Source organism: Mesorhizobium sp. M1D.F.Ca.ET.043.01.1.1 (assembly GCF_003952385.1).
Taxonomy (GTDB): Bacteria; Pseudomonadota; Alphaproteobacteria; order Rhizobiales; family Rhizobiaceae; genus Mesorhizobium.
On record NZ_CP034444.1, the window covers coordinates 5,046,148 to 5,059,484 of the forward strand.

The following is a 13,337-nucleotide window of genomic DNA, read 5'->3' on the forward strand; positions in this document are numbered from 1 at the left end:
TTGGAATTCAAAAAATTGATGGATCGGCTGAAAATGCGGGGCTTTGGGGCCGGATGCGACATTGAATCGCTTCAGTCGTTGGGAATCATAAAGGTTCTTGATTTATTGGAACGTTCCATCTATAGGCTACCGCGAAGGGAGACTTGCATGGACATCATCCTGCCTGCGGAGAATGGCGAGCGTGTCGGCTACCGGCTGGTCGGCCAACCGGCGGAGGCGATCATCGGCGCGGATTTCCCGCGCGTCGCCTATGCCGCCGCCCATGTCGTCGCCGATCCTTTCGCCATGACCGAACCCTGGTCTCAGGCTGCGGTCGACTGGGACAGGACCATGGCGTTCCGCCATCATCTGTGGCGGCTCGGTTTCCGCATCGCCGAGGCGATGGACACCTCGCAGCGCGGCATGGGTTTCGACTGGGCAAGCGCGAAGGAACTGATCCGCCGCTCGATCGCCGAGGCGCGCACGGTGAAGGGCGCCGATCTCGCTTCGGGCGCCGGCACCGACCATCTGCTGCCTGCGGCGGCGAAGACGCTGGACGACGTGATCCACGCCTATGAGGAGCAGTTCGCCTTCGTCGAAGGCGAGGGCGGCAAGGCGATCATGATGGCGAGCCGCGCGCTGGCGGCAGTGGCAAAAGGGCCTGACGACTATGCCAACGTTTACGACCGCATCCTGTCGCAGGCCTCCGGCAAGGTGATCCTGCACTGGCTGGGCGACATGTTCGATCCGGCGTTGAGAGGCTACTGGGGCAGTGACGATTTCGATGCGGCGCTGGAGACGGTCGTCGCCATCATCGAGCGGCACGCCGGCAAGGTCGAGGGCATAAAGATATCGCTCCTCGACGCCGGCAAGGAAGTGTCGCTGCGCGATCGCCTGCCTGAAGGCGTGGTGATGTTCACGGGAGACGATTTCAACTATCCGGAGCTGATCGCCGGCGACGGCAAGCGGCATTCGCACGCTCTGCTCGGCATCTTCGACGCGATCGCGCCGGTTGCCAACGCCGCGCTGGTGAAGCTCGGCGAGGGCGACCGGGCCGGCTATGACGCGCTGATGGCGCCGACCGTGCCGCTGTCGCGCAAGATCTTCGAGGCGCCGACCGAATATTACAAGGCCGGCATCGTCTTCATGGCCTGGCTGAACGGCCACCAGGATCATTTCGCCATGGTCGGCGGCATGCAGTCGGCACGCGGCATATGCCACTACGCCGACATCTTTCGCCTCGCCGATCAGGCTGGATTGCTGGCCAATCCCGACCTCGCCGTCGCCAGGATGAGAGCCCTCTGCGCCGTCTCAGGCGTCTGAGCCAGATCGGCCTCCAAAGGCTAAGTCTTCTCCCGCATGGGGATTTGCCTTCTGCCGGCAAATCTGCAATCGCTTGCCGGATTCATGCGGGTGGGCGGGACAATGACGGACAAAGTTGCTCTGGCAGACAAAGTCGCCCTTATTACCGGCGTTACCGGACAGGACGGCGCCTATCTGGCTCAGCTGCTGCTCGACAAGGGCTACATCGTCCATGGCCTCAAACGCCGCTCCTCCTCGTTCAACACCGAGCGCGTCGACGATATCTATGTCGATCCGCATGAGGCGGGCGCACGGTTCTTCCTGCATTACGGCGACCTGACCGACGCGACCAACCTGATCCGCCTCGTCCAGGAGACACAGCCCGGCGAAATCTACAATCTCGGCGCCCAGAGCCATGTCCAGGTGAGTTTCGAGACGCCCGAATATACGGCCAATGCCGACGCGTTGGGCACGCTGAGGCTGCTCGAAGCGATCCGCATCCTCAGGCTCGAGAAATCGGTGCGCTTCTACCAGGCTTCGACGTCGGAGCTTTACGGCAAGGTGGCGGAAACGCCGCAGCATGAGAACACGCCGTTCCGGCCTCGCTCGCCTTACGCGGCAGCCAAGCTCTATGCCTACTGGATCACGGTGAACTATCGCCAGGCCTATGGCCTGTTCGCCGCCAACGGCATCCTGTTCAACCATGAAAGCCCGACACGCGGCGAAACCTTCGTCACCCGCAAGATCACGCGCGCCGTGGCCGCGATCCACCACGGGCTGCAGGACGCGCTCTATCTCGGCAATCTCGATGCCCGGCGCGATTGGGGCCACGCGCGCGACTATGTCGAGGGGATGTGGCGCATCCTGCAGCAGGACGCGCCGGACGATTTCGTGCTCGCGACCGGCGAGGCGCATTCGGTGCGCGAGTTCGTCGAGCTGGCCTTCGCCGAAACCGGGCGGACCATCCGCTGGCAGGGCGAAGGGGCCGACGAGGTCGGCATCGATCACGCTTCGGGCAGCGTGCTGGTGCGCGTCGATCCGCGCTATTTCCGGCCGACCGAGGTGGACGCGCTGGTCGGCGATGCCTCCAAGGCGAGAAGCCGGCTGGGTTGGTCGCCCACGGTGACCTTCAGGGATCTGGTGGCCGAGATGGTGAAGGCCGACCTGGCGCGTGCCGCCGGCGGCACCTGGCGCAACGGCCATTCGACGTAGAGCAGTTCACAATGGACAAGACCTTCGACCTCAAGGGCAAGCGGGTATTCGTTGCCGGTCATCGCGGCATGGTCGGCTCGGCGCTGGTGCGCCGGCTGGCGCGCGAGGATTGCGAGGTGCTGACGGTCGCGCGCGGCGAGCTCGACCTTCTCGACCAGGCCGGGGTGCGGCGCTGGATGGGCGAGCACCGGCCTGACGCCATGGTGATGGCGGCCGCCAAGGTCGGCGGCATCCTGGCCAATGACAGCCTGCCGGTCGACTTCCTCTACGAAAACCTCGTCGTTGAAACCAACGTCATCGAAGCGGCGTTCCGCAGCGAGGTGCGGAAGCTGCTATTCCTCGGCTCATCCTGTATCTATCCGAAACTGGCGCCGCAGCCGATTCCGGAAGACGCGCTGCTGACGGGTCCGCTGGAACCGACCAATGAATGGTACGCGGTCGCCAAGATCGCCGGCATCAAGCTTTGCCAGGCTTATCGCCGTCAGCATGGCGTCGACTATATCTCGGCGATGCCGACCAACCTCTACGGTCCGGGCGACAATTTCGACCTTGCAAGCAGCCATGTCGTGCCGGCGTTGCTGCGCAAGGCGCATGAGGCAAAGCGCGCCGGCGGCAGGACAATCGCCGTTTGGGGTTCGGGCCGGCCGATGCGCGAGTTCCTGCATGTGGACGATGCCGCCGACGCGCTGGTCTGGCTGCTGACACATTATTCCGGCGAGGGCCATGTCAACGTCGGCTCCGGCGAGGATGTCACCATTGCGGAGCTTGCCCGCACCATCGTGTCGGTCGTCGGCGCGGATGCCGAGATCACATTCGACCCGACCAAGCCGGACGGCGCGCCGCGCAAGCTGATGGATGTGTCGCGGCTGTTCGCAACCGGCTGGCGGCCGCGATATTCGCTTCGCGAGGGGCTGGAACAGACCTATCAATGGTTCCTCGAGCATGTCGGGAAGGGCGATGTCCGTCTCGGCGCCTGATCCCCTTCCGACGCTGATCGCCGCCACCCGGAACGACGGTCTGGGCGGCCGCCTGCTGGCGATGGCGAATGCCAAGACGCTGGCCGATACGTTCGGCTATCGCTTCGGCTTCACCTGGAACCGGAAGGTCGTCGCCGACAAGGCGTTCCACGTCGTCGATATCGCCGACAGGATCTTCTCGCCAGATTTCATCGAAAGGCATTGGCTGGGCGAAAGGGTCAAGGCCTCCAAGTTCGGCATTCTCGACGCGGCCGCGCTTGGCGGGCGCAGCCTCGGCGAGGTCGCGCAAGAGAAGAAGCTGCGCGGCTGGATCTGCGACGATTTTCGCATCCTCGGTCATTTTCGCGGCGATCGGGCGCGGCTCGTCGGCCAGTCGGAGACGCTGCGCAGTTTCGATTTTTCGGCAGCGGTGAAGGGGGCCATCGATGCCGCCAATCAGAGCCGGTTCCTCCAGCCGATGGCGGCGCTTCACCTGCGCAGCGGCGACATCGTGCACGGCAAGCATCGCGCGACCCTGATCTTTGCGGGAAAGGTCATCCCCTCGACACTGGCCCCGGCGGTCATCTCGCGGCTTTCGTCGATGGGCATGGCGACGCTGCTGATCGGGCAGCACCGTCCGACGCTCGACTATCTCAAGGCTGAAACCGGCGCGGTGCTGACCAGCGATTTCGGCGCCGACGCGTTCGAGGACGAGACCCCGAAAGCCTTCTTCGAGATGGCGCTGATGGCGCGCTGCCGGCAGATCTATTCGGGAAGCAGCATCTACGCGGAGATAGCGTCGCTGATGGGCGATGTCCCACTCATGCGCGCGGCTGCCTTGTTCGATGCGCCGGGCGCCGCCGAAATCATCCTCGATGAATTGAAGCATCGTCAGGCGGATTATCATCCGCGCGAAGCGGCCTTCGGCTATCAGGCGGCGTTCCTGGCGACGGAAGACAAGATCGCGCCGGGGCAAGCGCGCGAGGTCCTGAACAAGGCCTATGCGCTCGATCCGGAAAACGATGCCTATGCCCTGAAGATCGCCTCGGCCTGTTTTCGCGAGCGCGACTATGCTGCCGGCGAAGCTGTCCTGAAAGCCGTGATGATCCGGCAGTTTCGGGACCGTCCCAAGATCCCGCTGACGATCATGCGGCTGCTCGGCGACACGGTGTTCGGCAGATATCCGTTTGCCGGGGATTTCGAGGTCTTCCTTGCCGCGGCGGAGGCGGGCTATCCCTATGCCGCGGCATGTTCGGCCTGGATACTGCAGCAAGCGAGGGCGGATCAGGGGCGGGCGCTGGCTATGGCGGACCGCGCCGTGAAGGCCGACCCGTCGGATAAAATCCTGAGGAAGGTCAAGCGGCGGATTTTGCAAGGCAGAAAGCCGAGCTCCGGCCTGGTCGCCAAGGCAAGATGGCGGATCGCCTGGCTGCGTGGTCTCGGCGCGGCATGATGGGGAGCGGTGCGATCAGGGCCGGCGCCATATCCAGAATGGCGCGATCGCGCAATCCGGATGGAACATCAGCTTGGTTGCTTCCGCGTGCGCATCTGGAGGCGCCGGTTCTTCGGCATTGTGCCGCGCCAGATCGACCAGCAAGGGCCGGTCGCGCTCCGGGTCGAAGGCTTCGCCGGGAAGCGTGGCCAGGGTATCGGCATGTGCCGCCACCCAGCGCAGCGCCTTGACCAGTCCCTGGCCGTCCTTCGTCCGGTACGCCCAGAGATCGTCGCCGACCGAAGACAGGATCCGCGCCAGCGCCGTCCATCCCTGCAAGGCAAACATGGCGTAATGCCTCGGGCGGGTGCGCGACAGTTCCTCGGGTAGCGAGCCATCGGCCGCGAGCTGGTGCGCAATCCTTTCCCGGGCATGGAGCCCCGCCTTTGCCAGCGCCCCGCCGTCACCCTGGAATGCCGCGATGGCCGCGCGCTGCAGGTCGAAGAAGACACCGTGGTTGTTGAGCCGGTGGAATTCAAATCTCGCGGCCGGCGCGGTGTCCAACCATTCACAATATGAAGAAAGCCAGGCTCTGAAGGCCTGGCTGTCCCGCTCGTCCAGCGCACCGCTTCGCTCGATCAGCCTGACCGCGTCGAGAAAGAAGTAGAGATCCGTGAGTTCAATGATGCCATATCCCGGGCCTTCATTGTTGTCGCGCCCGTATCGCACCTGCGCATAGCGCATGTTCGGGTTCATTCTCGTCGCAGGGTCCACGAACCATGTACGGATGAGCAGTGCCGCATGGCTGGCGTAGCGCATGTCCTCAAGCACGGTCGTCGCCAAGGCGAGCACGGTGGTGTCGTCGAGAACCCGTTGCAGACGTGTTCGATCGTAGGCTTCGCCGGCAGCATCATACAATGCGGTGCCGGGGGCGTGTTCGCCGTCGCGCCGGATGAAGGGAAGGCCATCCGGCTTTCGCGGATCCGGCCACCAATATGGGGCCGGCTGAAAGTAATCGTGCGGATCGCCGCTTGGGGCGCGGCCGGTCTTGTCCATGACGCTGAACGGACCGCGCAGGAGCGCTTGTTCCGCGCAGGCGCGCAGCTCTTGCTGAGCATGCACGTTTTGCTCCCGGCGCGCGGCGACGAGCATGTCCTCGTCGTAGTAGGCCAGGCGTGCGGGATCGAGCTTGCCGGCGACCGCCGTGGCGTCGCAGCGGTCGAGCATGCCGACGATCGCCTCGTCGCGTTTGAACAGCCGGGCGCGGAAACCGGCCCGGCCGATTTCCAGATGCGAACGCCCTGAATCCAGGCGCGCCACCCAGCCCGCTTTCTGGAAAAGGCCGGCATCCGCCGCAAGGCGCGGGCGCGGGATGTCCCAGGCGTCGTCGCGAAACCGATCCCATAGTCCGGGAACGCCGAGCCGCCACAGCATTTCGATCTTCGGCCGGCGCCCGTAGCCGTATTCTTCGTCGAACAGCTCGGTCGTGTCGTTCCGAAAGATGATCTGCGGCTCTTCCTGTGCCGGCGGCGTCAAAGTCTCGTCGAGCAGAAGCGCATTGTCGACGATGCGCGCCATCGGCACGACGACGTAGCGAAAATGAGGGTTCTCCTCGATCGCCGCCCTGATCTGCTGGAAGGCCAGCGGCGTCAGATAGCAATTGCCGTCCCAGGGCATCAGCCATTTGGCACGCCCGCGGGCAATCTCCAGCGCCATGTTGCGCGCCCCGTTGTTGTTCATCACATAAAGGTTCTTGCGGCGCCGGATATGCGTTTCGTAGCGCGACGCATTCTGTCCGCCCGGTCGATTGTCGGCGTTGGAGAACCTCGATTCGCTCGCCGCCAACCCGTCGGTGTTCCAGGCAACTTGCCGATAGGCGTCGAGATCGAAGGGGATCCTGTGAAAGCTTTGACCACGGCTTTCCAATAGACCGATGATGCGCGCCTCCTCGCCAGGATCTGTTATCCGGTTGACGATCCAGACCTTCTCGCAGTCCGGGAAGTCGCATTCATTGTCCAGGATGAACAGGGCGTTGTCGTATGACTGGCCTCTTCGGTGCCGCGGCTCCAGATCGTTGCCGATGATCCGGACAAGCACGAAGCTGTCCTTCATCTTTGAAACCGGCAAGGCCTTGTAGCCGTCGCGCGCGGTTTTGATCCGATGCCTGACGACATATCGGTATTCGAGCTTGCGCTTGACCCAGCCCAACGCGCCGCCGAGGCTCGACAATGGCGATCTGAAATGCTTCCTCGCCCGCTTGAGTTCGAGATATAAACGCTGCCATGCCGGCCGCCTGGCCGGGCCCGCCGTCATGCCCGCCCGCCCGCAAGCGCGCCGGACTGGCAGGCCGCCGTGAGCCTCCGCTTGCCGCCGTCCATTGCCCGACCCCCCGATCGACAAATATAGATTTGGTCCTAAAGCGCGTCGCGCTGAAACGGATTCAGCGCTTTAGGCCTTTGTTGTCATGCATGTCGTTTTCGCAAAACCGCTCCACACTTTTGCGCGACATGCATTAACCCTTAACAGCCCATGCGTCACGGCTCAATTCGCGATCGCCGGCAGCAGCTGCGCATTCGAAAAAGCTTCGAATATTTGTTTGAGGTCTCTTTGAACCATTCCGCGATGTGGCGCGACAAAGCGCTGCGTCAAGAAACGAGGTTCATCAAGGAGAGAACACCTCATGTTCAATGCTTCAAGAAATGTCCTTATCGCGGCAATGGCGGTTTCGGTCCTGGCCGGCTGCAAGACGGCGACCACGAGGGACTGCGACAATCTCAAGCCGAACGTCACCTATCACGGCAAGTGCTGCGGTATCGGCGCGCCCTGCCACGAAGGCAAGGGCGGCGGCGGCAATCCCGGTCATTCGCCCGATCCGACCCCGCAATGACTTGATGAGGGAGTAGGGCAGTAAGGGAGTAGGGGAATTCGGGTACGCAGCGGCTAAGCCCTACTGCCGACTGCCTTATTGCCCTACGTTCTTTGATTGGCTGGATGGTGGGCGTGACAAGGATTGAACTTGTGACCCCTGCAATGTCAATGCAGTGCTCTCCCGCTGAGCTACACGCCCATCCGAAGCCGCGCATACACCATTTTTGGTCCGGCGCGTCAATAGCAGGAATTGTGAAAAGAAGCTCCGTTTTGCCGCACCGGCGGAAGCGTCGCCGCCCGTGCGAAAATACCTCAGGCCGCCTGAAGCATCTTCTCGACCTCGTTGACGAGGTCGCGCAGATGGAACGGCTTCGACAGCACCTTGGCGTCCTTGGGCGCCTTGGAATCCGGATTGAGCGCGACGGCGGCAAAACCGGTGATGAACATGACCTTGAGGTCGGGATCGATCTCGGTGGCGCGGCGGGCCAACTCGATGCCGTCCATCTCCGGCATGACGATGTCGGTCAGAAGCAGCGAGAAAGGCTCCTCGCGCAGCCGCTCGTAGGCACTGGCGCCATTGTCGAAATCACTTACCTGGTAGCCGGCCCGTTCCAGCGCCTTGACGAGGAACCGGCGCATATCGTCGTCGTCTTCCGCCAGCAGAATGCGTGCCATGTTGTCCCGTCCGAATCACCCGCCCCGAGCCTGCCGCCGGGCAAGGCCGTTAACCATCCTGTATATGAGGAGGAGACGGTAAACATCAAGTGAACGTCAGCCTGATGCCCAACCCCTCGCCCGGCCGTTTCACGAGGGCTGAAATGCTGGACATGCCGGGCGCAAGATGGCAGTTTTGCATCATGATGCAGTGCTTCATCCTGGTTCGTTCAAATTGAAGACGGCAGCCGAGGATTTTTCGGTCGTACCACCCTTCGAAATCCGATCGGGCGCCGAGCAACGCGTCCCTTTCCTGTTCAATTCGCCGCATAGCGGTCGCCACTATCCCGAGCGCTTCCTGGCCATGGCGCGGCTCGACCGCAACGCCATACGCCGGTCGGAGGATTGCTATGTCGACGAGCTGTTCGGCGGCGCCGTCGCGCTCGGCGCGCCGATGCTGGCGGCGAATTTCCCGCGCGCCTATCTCGACGTCAACCGCGAGCCGTGGGAGCTCGATCCGCGCATGTTCGCGGAACCGGTGCCGTCCTTCTGCAACATCCGCTCGGCCCGAGTCGCGGGCGGGCTCGGCACGGTGCCGAAGCTGGTGGGAGAGGGGCTCGACATCTATCCCGGGCGCCTGCCGCTCTCCGAAGCCGTGGGACGCATAGAGGCCGTCTACAAGCCGTATCACGAGACGCTGAAGCGGCTCTTGACCAGGACCCATGCCAGGTTCGGCTTCGCCGTGCTGATCGACTGCCATTCGATGCCGGCCAGCATCCGCGTCGGCGACAGCGGCACGCGGCCGGATTTCATCATCGGCGACCGCTTCGGCATTTCCGCGACCGCGGCCTTGACCGAGACGGCGATCGGGCTGCTGACCGGCATGGGTTACGCGGTCGCGCACAACAAGCCTTATGCCGGCGGCTTCATCACCGAGCATTACGGGCGCCCGGCGCGCCACCTCCACGCGCTGCAGATCGAGGTCAATCGCGGGCTCTACATGAACGAGCGGACGTTCCAGAAGTCGGCCGGCTTCGACGCGCTTGCCGACAACCTTACGCGGTTTTCGGCGGAGCTGATGTCGATGCCCGACCATCATTTCGTCGATCTGCCGCTCGCCGCGGAATGACAGACAGCCAAGCTGCGGTTCGCGGCTCAAAAAAAGACCGCATCGTTTTCACGACACGGTCGAAGTCTAGGGAGGAAACGCCCAAGGAGGGCATGGACAGGGTAAGCTGTCCGAGAACAAAACTATTGTGCGATGCACAAATGTCAATCGACTTCGGGGATTTTTAATTCAATATGATGTGGAAATTCCGCTTCGAAGCCCGAGGTGTGACTTTGAGGCAACAGGAACGGGGCGCCTGATCCGGCTTCACGCCCCGGCGCCGGCGGAAAACAGCGGCTGCCGTTGGCTGCCGCAATGGGGAGAGTGAGTTTGGATATCAGCATCGATTTCATGCGGCGCATCGCGCGTGCCGCCGCCGCAGAAACCTTGCCTCGCTTCCGCCGCCAGGGCGCGGTCGCCAACAAGCAGGCGGAAAGCTTCGATCCGGTGACCGAGGCCGACCGCGAGGCCGAGCGGGCGATCCGCGCGCTGATAGCGGCGGAATACCCCGATCACGGCATCCTGGGCGAGGAGCATGGCAGCGAGAATATTTCGAGCCGGCATGTCTGGGTCATCGACCCGATCGACGGCACGCGCGCTTTCATTTCCGGCCTGCCGGTCTGGGGAACGCTGGTCGGGCTGACGGTCGACGGCGATGCCGTCGCCGGCCTGATGTCGCAACCCTTCACTGGCGAGTTGTTCTACGCCAATGCGTCAGGCTCGCATTACGAAGGTCCGGGCGGTCCGCGCGAACTCACGACCCGCAAGACGACGGAGCTTTCGCAGGCGACGTTGTTCACCACCACGCCGGCGCTGTTCAAGGGCGAGGCGCGCGAGCGCTACGACGCGTTCGAGAAGCAGGTGCAGCTCGCCCGCTACGGCACGGACTGCTACGCCTTCGCCATGGTGGCCGCGGGAAGCGTCGACATCGTCGCCGATCCCGGCCTGAAGCCCTACGACATCGTGGCGCTGATCCCGATCATCGAGAAGGCGGGCGGCGTCGTCACCACCTTCGACGGCGAGCCGGCGGAAAAGGGCGGCGACATACTGGCGGCGGCGACACCGGAATTGCACGCCGCGGCGATGGCGGCACTGCGCGGCTGATTTCGCGGCATCCTGCGGTGATCAGGAAGGGTCGCCGGTTCCCGGAATGAACGCGTCGAAGGCCGCGAACAGCTGCTCGCGGTAGAGGTCCTTCTCCTGAAGGATCTCGTGATGCGCGCCGTCGATCATCAACAGCGAGCCGACGCGCAGCCGCCGGGCATAGGATTCCACCGCCTTGGTCGACACGACCTGGTCGGCGCCGGCGGCGACGATCAGCATCGGCACCTGGATCCCTGCCATGAAATCGGGATCGCTGACCGCCTCCGCGGCTTCGGCGGCGGCCTTCAGCCAGCGGATGGTCGGACCACCGAGGCCCAGCCGCGGCCAGGCCCTGTAGATATCGGTGTTGCGCTGGTAGCGCTCGGGATCCGAGGTCACCTTGTTCACCTCGAAAGGCGTCGGCAATTTCGGTCGCGGCCCCAGGGCGGCATAGAGGCGGCCGAGGCCCAGCGCGCAGAACACCGAGCAGACGCGCCGTATGGTGCCTATCGAAACCGCCAAGTCGGGCACGGCCAGGAAGGGCGCGATCAGCACCATGCGCCGCACCCGGTTGACCATCGACGGCGAGGCTAGCAGCGCAATGATCGCTCCGGTCGAATGGGCAAGGATGTAGTAGGGGCCGCGGCAATCCGGCAGCACGATCTCCTCGAAGAACTGCTCGAGATCGCGGGTGTAGTCGCGGAAGCTGCGGACGTACCCGCGCTGCCGGTCGCGCAGCAGGCGGCTCGAATCGCCCTGGCCGCGCCAGTCGAGGACGGCGACGCCGAAGCCGCGGCCCGCGAGGTCGCGGATGGTCTCGAAATATTTCTCGATGCACTCGTTGCGGCCGGTGAGCAGCACCACCGTGCCCTGCAGCGGGCGGGCGACCGCGGCGAAGACGCCGTATCGGATCTTCTTGCCGTCGCGGGTGGTGAAAAAGCCGCCGGCGGCATTTTCAGGCGGCGGATTGCCCTCGGTGTGGTGGAAAAGGTCCGTCATCCGGCGCTTCGTTGATTGTTCTTTGCCCGAACGGGCCAGGCGTTGCCATGGTGATAGACGGCCATGCGCCAAAAGCAAAGGCGTTGCGGGATTTGCGCGCGGCTTTCACAGGGCGTGGCACGGGAAGGCCGGAAGCGGCTGTGGCGCGCTTCCGGCCTCTGTCGATCCGGGAGGAAGGGACGTTGCACCCGGTTCGGCCTCGTCGCGGCGCCCCGATCGAGGCGCCGCATGTCCGTATTCTTGGGCGCAGCGTAGCGAGGCCAGGCTGAACGGATGCCGAAGCCTCGGTTCATCTGGCGTTCATCGGGCGGAAAGATCGAACGGAAGTTGATGGCGCGAAGTCCTTGAAATGGCCTTTTGCGCTTCCCAAATGGAGGTTGCGGCCGCCGATGTCGGGGCCGCTGGCCTATCCGGGACGCCTTTCGAGGGTTTCGCACCGGGTCAAACGCAAAACCATGTTGCTCAACAGGAGAACACATCATGCGTCACGTTGATTTTTCCCCGCTTTATCGTTCGACCGTCGGCTTCGACCGGCTGTTCACCATGCTCGACTCGCTCGGCCAGCCCGAGAGCGCGCAGACCTATCCGCCCTATAACATCGAGCGCACCGGGGAGAACGCCTATCGCATCTCGATGGCGGTTGCCGGCTTCTCGGAAGACGAGATCGCGATCGAGGCGCACCGCAACGTGCTGACCGTCAAGGGCGAGCGCAAGGAAGAGAACAATGGCGAGGGTTCCGAGCTGCTCTATCGCGGCATCGCCTCGAGGGCCTTCGAGCGCCGCTTCCAGCTCGCCGACCACGTCGAGGTCGAGGGCGCCACGCTGAAGAACGGCCTGCTCTTCGTCGACCTCAAGCGCAACATCCCCGAGGAGCTGAAGCCGCGCAAGATCGCGATCACCTCGTCTTCGGACAAGGCCAAGCAGATCGAGGCCAAGGCTGCCGCGTAAATCGCGGGCTCCATCTGAAATACGTCTCCCTCCCGAGACGAAAGCGGCGCCGAGAGGCGCCGCTTTTTCGTTGGAGCGGTTCCGCTTTCACTGAACTGCTCCAAATATGGATTTCACGCAATTCCGGGCAGAGGCCCCGCGTAAGTTGTGTGAAAAGGGCAGTTATCCCTAGCCCAATAGAGCGGGACGGTGCGGCTCTCTAAGGCTGGGTAGCGCCATCTGGACACCAAGCCCCAGGATGTCGCATCCTCTTCTTGGGACAAGGGGAGACTGCAATGGCCAGCAAAGTCAGGGCTATCCCAGCTTACACTGCCAAGGATTATCCTCATATCCGCCAGCTTCCCGGAGCCGATAACATGCCGGCGACTTGGGAAGAGTGGCATACAGATTTTGAAGCTTCTAAGGCGGAGAGACTCCGCCGACGCGACTTCACCTACGCCAAAGTCCTCGTCAGACCCGGCAAATTTAAAGGGTGGTTAGACGAAAACTCATTTTCGGCCACGGAGCATACGAGACAGCTCTACGCTCAGGAGCGGCTGGATTCAAAACGGGCCAGAGAAGAAGGGCGCCGCGAGCTGAAGCGAATGCTGCTGATCGAGTCACGGCCATGGCTATTCGATCGGCCGCGACGCGTGGCGTACCACCCTCTCAACAATGGCTCATTCGGTCTATTCCATGCCGTTGTAGCCGGCCTACTCTTCGCGTGGTTGGCACATCATTGGCTTGGTTGAACCCGTGTGCGATCTCGTAGAGCGCGCGGGCTAGTTTGCAGATTTCAAACTGATGGACTACCGCT

General features: G+C 63.3%; 13 protein-coding genes and 1 tRNA gene. 9 read left to right on the forward strand and 5 right to left on the reverse strand.

From position 1 onward, the window contains the following. Positions 1-147: 147 nt before the first annotated feature. From EJ067_RS24480 to EJ067_RS24495, 4 genes are all read left to right on the forward strand, one after another. On the forward strand, positions 148-1,302 hold the full coding sequence (locus EJ067_RS24480; protein ID WP_126087772.1) for a dihydrodipicolinate synthase family protein: 1,155 nt from the start codon (positions 148-150) through the stop codon (positions 1,300-1,302). Between the two features lie 102 nt (positions 1,303-1,404). After that, complete coding sequence (gene gmd, locus EJ067_RS24485; RefSeq protein WP_126087773.1) at positions 1,405-2,493, forward strand: GDP-mannose 4,6-dehydratase; 1,089 nt, start codon at positions 1,405-1,407, stop codon at positions 2,491-2,493. An 11-nt stretch (positions 2,494-2,504) separates the two neighbouring features. Continuing rightward, positions 2,505-3,470, forward strand: a complete 966-nt coding sequence (locus EJ067_RS24490; RefSeq protein ID WP_126087774.1) for a GDP-L-fucose synthase — start codon at positions 2,505-2,507, stop codon at positions 3,468-3,470. Continuing rightward, positions 3,451-4,902, forward strand: a complete 1,452-nt coding sequence (locus tag EJ067_RS24495; RefSeq protein WP_245468035.1) for a hypothetical protein — start codon at positions 3,451-3,453, stop codon at positions 4,900-4,902. Before EJ067_RS24490 ends, EJ067_RS24495 begins: the two co-directional genes overlap by 20 nt. A gap of 15 nt (positions 4,903-4,917) precedes the next feature. Here the strand turns inward: EJ067_RS24495 and EJ067_RS24500 are convergent, their stop codons facing one another. Then, a complete protein-coding gene (locus EJ067_RS24500; RefSeq protein WP_126087775.1) occupies positions 4,918-7,194 on the reverse strand; it encodes an alginate lyase family protein in 2,277 nt (758 codons plus the stop codon). 367 nt (positions 7,195-7,561) lie between these two features. Here EJ067_RS24500 and EJ067_RS24505 point away from each other — a divergent pair, with 367 nt between their 5' ends. Next, positions 7,562-7,768 (forward strand): hypothetical protein, encoded by a 207-nt coding sequence (locus EJ067_RS24505; RefSeq protein WP_126087776.1) that lies wholly within the window; start codon positions 7,562-7,564, stop codon positions 7,766-7,768. A 105-nt stretch (positions 7,769-7,873) separates the two neighbouring features. Here EJ067_RS24505 and EJ067_RS24510 read toward each other — a convergent pair. Then, positions 7,874-7,948: transfer RNA gene (locus EJ067_RS24510), tRNA-Val, on the reverse strand. A 113-nt stretch (positions 7,949-8,061) separates the two neighbouring features. Further along, positions 8,062-8,424 (reverse strand): response regulator, encoded by a 363-nt coding sequence (locus tag EJ067_RS24515; protein ID WP_006199474.1) that lies wholly within the window; start codon positions 8,422-8,424, stop codon positions 8,062-8,064. Between the two features lie 166 nt (positions 8,425-8,590). Here EJ067_RS24515 and EJ067_RS24520 point away from each other — a divergent pair, with 166 nt between their 5' ends. After that, positions 8,591-9,532 carry an N-formylglutamate amidohydrolase gene (locus EJ067_RS24520; RefSeq protein ID WP_126087777.1) on the forward strand — a complete coding sequence of 314 codons (942 nt, stop codon included), beginning with the start codon at positions 8,591-8,593 and terminating at the stop codon, positions 9,530-9,532. Positions 9,533-9,675: 143 nt separating this feature from the next. On the opposite strand, the gene EJ067_RS24525 is transcribed toward EJ067_RS24520, so the two are convergent. Beyond that, a complete protein-coding gene (locus tag EJ067_RS24525; RefSeq protein WP_126087778.1) occupies positions 9,676-9,864 on the reverse strand; it encodes a hypothetical protein in 189 nt (62 codons plus the stop codon). Here EJ067_RS24525 and hisN point away from each other — a divergent pair. After that, a complete protein-coding gene (hisN, locus tag EJ067_RS24530) occupies positions 9,842-10,615 on the forward strand; it encodes a histidinol-phosphatase (protein WP_126087779.1) in 774 nt (257 codons plus the stop codon). The genes EJ067_RS24525 and hisN overlap by 23 nt on opposite strands. 21 nt (positions 10,616-10,636) lie before the next feature. Here hisN and EJ067_RS24535 read toward each other — a convergent pair whose 3' ends face one another. Further along, positions 10,637-11,593 carry an alpha/beta hydrolase gene (locus tag EJ067_RS24535; protein ID WP_126087780.1) on the reverse strand — a complete coding sequence of 319 codons (957 nt, stop codon included), beginning with the start codon at positions 11,591-11,593 and terminating at the stop codon, positions 10,637-10,639. A 480-nt stretch (positions 11,594-12,073) separates the two neighbouring features. On the opposite strand from EJ067_RS24535, the gene EJ067_RS24540 reads away from it, so the two are divergent. Further along, positions 12,074-12,541 carry an Hsp20 family protein gene (locus EJ067_RS24540; RefSeq protein WP_126087781.1) on the forward strand — a complete coding sequence of 156 codons (468 nt, stop codon included), beginning with the start codon at positions 12,074-12,076 and terminating at the stop codon, positions 12,539-12,541. Positions 12,542-12,816: 275 nt separating this feature from the next. Further along, positions 12,817-13,272 (forward strand): hypothetical protein, encoded by a 456-nt coding sequence (locus EJ067_RS24545; RefSeq protein WP_126087782.1) that lies wholly within the window; start codon positions 12,817-12,819, stop codon positions 13,270-13,272. The last annotated feature ends 65 nt before the right edge of the window (positions 13,273-13,337 follow it).